The following is a 1,429-nucleotide window of genomic DNA, read 5'->3' on the forward strand; positions in this document are numbered from 1 at the left end:
CGATATCACCCGCCAGTACTTCCTTGATTTCTTCACGGCTGTTTGCGTGCATTTGCAGCAAACGCCCCACACGCTCTTTCTTCTCGCGTACGGAGTTCATCACGCTATCACCGGAATTCAGCACACCGGAGTAGACACGAATGAAGGTCAGAGACCCCACAAACGGGTCGGTAGCGATCTTGAAAGCCAGCGCAGAGAACGGCTCATCGTCGGAAGACTTACGCGCTTCCACGGTTTCGCCATCCGGCAGCACACCCTGGATAGCTTTTACTTCATCCGGGGCCGGCAGGAATTCGATAACTGCGTCGAGCAGCGCCTGAACGCCCTTGTTTTTGAACGCGGAACCACACAAGCCGAGAACGATTTCGTTGGCCAGAACCTGCTTACGCAGACCCGCCTTGATATCGTCATTGGAAAGGTCACCTTCTTCCAGGTACTTTTCCATCAGCTCTTCAGAGCCTTCTGCTGCCGCTTCCGTCATTTGCTCACGGAGCTCGTCACAACGCGCCTTGATGTCGTCCGGGATGTCCTTCTCTTCGTAGGTCATCCCCATGTCGTCTTCGTTCCAGTAGATAGCCTTCATCCGGATCAGGTCGACAACACCCTTGAAGTTATCTTCCGTACCGATGTTGTACTGAATCGGCACAACGGAAGCACCCAGACGCTTGCGAATCTGGTTACAAACGGAGTCAAAATCTGCGCCAGCGCGGTCCATCTTGTTGACGAACACAATACGCGGCACTTCATATTTATTGGCCTGGCGCCATACAGTCTCGGACTGCGGCTCAACGCCGGAAGAACCACAGAACACCACCACGGCACCATCGAGTACACGCAAGGAACGCTCTACTTCAATAGTGAAGTCAACGTGCCCGGGGGTATCAATGATGTTGATACGGTGCTGATCGTACTGCTGGTCCATGCCCTGCCAGAAAGTGGTGGTCGCAGCGGAGGTAATGGTAATACCACGCTCCTGTTCCTGCTCCATCCAGTCCATGGTGGCAGCACCGTCGTGCACCTCACCAATTTTGTGAGACACACCGGTGTAGAAAAGAATACGCTCGGTAGTAGTGGTCTTGCCCGCATCTACGTGCGCACAGATACCGATGTTGCGATAGCGATTAAGAGGAGTCTTACGAGCCACGGTGCTAACCTCGATTCACTGGTTCAAATACAAAAACCGGCCTGTACACAGGCCGGTTTCACTCGCTTGTCTTCTGCCTTTAGAAGCGGAAGTGGGAGAAGGCCTTGTTGGCCTCGGCCATACGATGCACGTCTTCACGTTTCTTCATCGCAGCGCCTTTGCCTTCAGCGGCATCCATCACTTCGCCGGCCAGACGAGCAGGCATGCTCTTCTCACCACGCTTACGTGCAGCATCAACCAACCAGCGCATTGCCAGAGCAGTACGACGGCTGGGACGAACCTCAA

The 1,429-nt window shown here is 54.3% G+C and carries 1 protein-coding gene and 1 pseudogene; both read right to left on the bottom strand.

What is annotated here, in order from left to right:
• On the bottom strand, positions 1–1,144 hold a 1,144-nt coding region (locus A3730_RS06955; protein ID WP_156501016.1), incomplete at its 3' end, for a translation factor GTPase family protein.
• 79 nt (positions 1,145–1,223) lie between these two features.
• Positions 1,224–1,429 (bottom strand): annotated as a pseudogene (locus tag A3730_RS06960) (30S ribosomal protein S7); the annotation flags it as partial.

The organism is Alcanivorax sp. HI0044 (assembly GCF_001634945.1).